General features: G+C 72.3%; 3 protein-coding genes and 1 pseudogene. All 4 read left to right on the top strand.

All coding sequences use genetic code 11. The features are described 5' to 3' along the window. A pseudogene (locus KBX53_RS27615) lies at positions 1-467 on the top strand (DNA polymerase III subunit beta); the annotation flags it as partial. Between the two features lie 40 nt (positions 468-507). Continuing rightward, complete coding sequence (gene gnd / locus KBX53_RS27610) at positions 508-1380, top strand: phosphogluconate dehydrogenase (NAD(+)-dependent, decarboxylating) (protein ID WP_030331875.1); 873 nt, start codon at positions 508-510, stop codon at positions 1378-1380. Between the two features lie 16 nt (positions 1381-1396). After that, on the top strand, positions 1397-2530 hold the full coding sequence (gene recF / locus KBX53_RS27605) for a DNA replication/repair protein RecF (protein ID WP_210862450.1): 1134 nt from the start codon (positions 1397-1399) through the stop codon (positions 2528-2530). Then, positions 2520-3079 (top strand): DUF721 domain-containing protein (locus tag KBX53_RS27600; RefSeq protein ID WP_210862448.1); only part of this gene is annotated, 560 nt, incomplete at its 3' end. The genes recF and KBX53_RS27600, both read left to right, overlap by 11 nt.

Raw genomic sequence — 3079 nt, 5'->3', positions numbered from 1 at the left:
GTGAGGGCATGGTCGGTCTCGCCGGCGGCACCCGTCGTACCACCAGCCGGCTGCTCGACGGCGCCAACTACCCGCCGGTGCGGTCGCTCTTCCCGGCCACGCACAACGCCGAGGCCCGAGTTTCGGTCAGCACGCTAATCGAGGTCGTCAAGCGGGTCGCGCTGGTCGCCGAACGCACCACGCCGGTGCTGCTCAGCTTCAGCGCCGACGGTCTGGTGGTCGAGGCCGGCGGTTCCGAGGAGGCGCGGGCGAGCGAGGCGATGGAGGCCACCTTCACCGGTGACCCACTGACCATCGGCTTCAACCCGCAGTACCTCATCGACGGTCTGGCAAACCTGGGCGCTCAGACGGCCGTGCTCTCGTTCGTCGACGCCTTCAAGCCCGCGGTGATCTCACCCGCTGGCGAGGATGGCGAGGTCATTCCGGGGTACCGGTACCTCATCATGCCGATCCGCGTCTCGCGCTGATCGCGCCCAGCAACACCCAGATCCACGGAGGTAGAAACACATGCAGCTCGGCCTGGTAGGACTCGGCCGTATGGGCGGCAACATGCGGGAGCGGTTGCGTTCGGCCGGGCACGAGGTGGTCGGCTTCGACCACAACGCGCAGATCAGCGACGTTACGACCCTCGCCGGCCTGGCGGAGAAGCTCGAGTCCCCGCGCGCGGTCTGGGTCATGGTGCCCGCGGGTGTCACCGACGCCACCATCGACGAGCTCGCCGAGGTGCTCGGCGAGGGCGACATCATCATCGACGGCGGCAACTCGCGCTTCAGCGACGACGCCCCCCGCGCCGAGCGGCTCAACCAGCGGGGCATTGGCTACCTGGACGTCGGCGTCTCCGGAGGCGTCTGGGGCCGGCAGAACGGCTACGGGCTGATGGTCGGCGGTTCCCAGGAGCACGTGGACCGTCTGATGCCGATCTTCAACGCGCTCAAGCCGGAGGGCGAGTTCGGTTTCGTGCACGCCGGCCCGGTCGGGGCCGGGCACTACTCGAAGATGGTGCACAACGGCATCGAGTACGGCCTGATGCACGCCTACGCCGAGGGCTACGAGCTGATGGCCGCCTCGGAGCTGGTGACCAACGTGCCGGGCGTCATCAAGTCCTGGCGGGAGGGCACCGTCGTCCGTTCCTGGCTGCTCGACCTCCTGGACCGGGCGCTCGACGAGGACCCGGAGCTGGCCGACCTGAGCGGCTACACGGAGGACACCGGCGAGGGCCGGTGGACGGTCGACGAGGCGGTCCGGTTGGCGGTGCCGCTGAACGTCATCACGGCTTCGCTGTTCGCCAGGTTCGCCTCACGGCAGGACGACTCGCCCGCCATGAAGGCCGTCTCCGCGCTGCGTCAGCAGTTCGGTGGCCACGCCGTGCACAAGCGCTGAGCGGCGTCCACAACCTGTGTACGTTCACCGGCTGGAACTGGTCGACTTCCGCTCGTACGAGCGGGTGGCCGTCGACCTCCAGCCGGGGGCGAACGTCCTGATCGGCGCCAACGGTGTCGGTAAGACCAACCTCGTCGAGGCGCTGGGCTACGTGGCGACCCTGGACTCACACCGGGTCGCCACCGACGCGCCGCTGGTCCGGATGGGCGCATCGTCCGCGGTGATCCGCTGCGCTGTGGTGCACGACGGCCGCGAGCTTCTGGTCGAGCTGGAGATCGTGCCCGGCAAGGCCAACCGAGCCCGGCTGGGTCGCTCACCGGCGCGACGGGCCCGGGACGTGCTGGGGGCGCTGCGGTTGGTGCTCTTCGCCCCCGAAGACCTGGAGCTGGTCCGGGGCGACCCGGCCGAGCGTCGCCGCTACCTGGACGACCTGCTGGTCAACCGCCAGCCCCGGTACGCGGGTGTGCGGGCCGACTACGAGCGGGTCGTCAAGCAACGCAACGCCCTGCTGCGTACCGCGTACCTGGCCCGCAAGACTGGTGGGTCCCGGGGCGGTGACCTCGGCACCCTGGCGGTCTGGGACGCCCACCTGGCCCAGCACGGCGCGGAGCTGCTCGCCGGCCGGCTGGAGCTGGTGGCCGCGCTCAGCCCGCACGTGGCCAAGGCGTACGACGCGGTGGCCGCCGGTCGGGGGGCGGCGAGCATCACCTACCGGCCGTCGATCGAGCTGGCCGAGTCGACCACCGATCGGGCCGCGTTGGCAGAGGCGCTGACGGCGGCCCTGGCCGCGTCCCGTTCCGCCGAGATTGAGCGGGGCACCACCCTGGTCGGTCCGCACCGTGACGAGTTGGCGTTGAGTCTCGGCCCGCTGCCCGCCAAGGGGTACGCCAGCCACGGCGAGTCGTGGGCGTTCGCGCTCGCGCTGCGGCTGGCCGGGTACGACCTGGTGCGCTCCGACGGCATCGAGCCGGTGCTGGTGCTCGACGACGTCTTCGCGGAGTTGGACACCGGCCGCCGGGAGCGGTTGGCGGAGCTGGTCGGCGGGGCGAGTCAGCTGCTGGTGACCTGCGCGGTGGACGATGACGTGCCGGCCGCCCTGCGCGGCACCCGTTACCAGGTCGGCGAAGGGACGGTACGCCGTGTCGGATAAGCCAGGCACCGAGCGGTCGGCGGCAGGCGACGCCGCGGCTGCGCGTACTCCGAAGGTCGCTGCGGAGTCGGCGGGCGGTGAGCCGGCGGCGGCCGCCAGCGGGCCGGAGCTGGCCCGGGCGGTGCTCGACGCGGCGCTGTCCCGGCGGCAGGCGGCGGCCCGCGCCCGGCGTGCGCCCGGCGGTGGCGACGCCGCCGGCGGCTCGGGCCGGCGGTTGCGTGGCTCCTCCGGCCCGGGCCCCGACCCGCGCGAGCCGCAGCCGCTCGGCGCGGTGCTGAACCGGCTGGTCAAGGCGCGCGGCTGGCAACAGCCGGCGGCCGAGGCCACCGTGTTCGGCGCCTGGGAGCGGGTCGTCGGCGCTGAGGTGGCGCAGAACAGCCGCCCGGTGAAGTTGGAGAACGGCGAGCTGACCGTGGAGGCGCGCTCGACCGCCTGGGCCACCCAGCTGCGGCTGCTGGCCGGCTCGCTGCTCAAGCAGATCGCCAGCGAGGTCGGTCACAACGTGGTGCGCAAGCTGCACATCCACGGGCCGGCCGCGCCCTCCTGGGG

The sequence above is a fragment of the Micromonospora sp. M51 genome (assembly GCF_018070305.1).
In the GTDB taxonomy this organism is placed as follows: domain Bacteria; phylum Actinomycetota; class Actinomycetes; order Mycobacteriales; family Micromonosporaceae; genus Micromonospora; species Micromonospora parva.
This window is presented reverse-complemented; position numbering and strand designations above follow the sequence as displayed.

Excerpts from the sequence above, each read along its gene's own strand:
- gnd (WP_030331875.1), top strand. The coding sequence starts at position 508 with ATGCAGCTCGGCCTGGTAGGACTCGGCCGTATGGGCGGCAACATGCGG.